The sequence below is a fragment of the Olavius algarvensis spirochete endosymbiont genome, from assembly GCA_900608495.1.
Taxonomy (GTDB): domain Bacteria; phylum Spirochaetota; class Spirochaetia; order DSM-2461; family DSM-2461; genus UBA2779.
Genome location: UWYT01000265.1, coordinates 1 through 252, shown reverse-complemented (window position 1 = coordinate 252; position 252 = coordinate 1). Strand labels below are relative to the sequence as shown.

Genomic DNA, 252 nt, shown 5'->3' with positions numbered 1-252 from the left:
CCTATGTGAGCAACAACCCCGTGAAGTATGTGGATCCAACGGGGGATCAGCAATTTGGCTTTTCCTTAAAAAGCTATATAGGTGCTATTTTGCAGCACGGTGGGCCCAGTGGAAGCCTTGCAAGCACCGCTATCGCTGCGGCGGATGGGGATCCAGGTGCTCAAGCAATGCTTGGGGCTGCTGCCAAGGAAGTTTCTGTTGGACTTTTGCGACAGGGTTCAGATATTGCAAGTGCGGTGGGAGAGGGAGCCG

The 252-nt window shown here is 54.0% G+C and carries 1 protein-coding gene; it reads left to right on the top strand.

What is annotated here, in order from left to right; genetic code table 11:
- The coding region (locus S1OALGB6SA_RS10700) for a hypothetical protein (protein ID WP_230204506.1) at nucleotides 1-252 on the top strand (252 nt) is incomplete at both ends.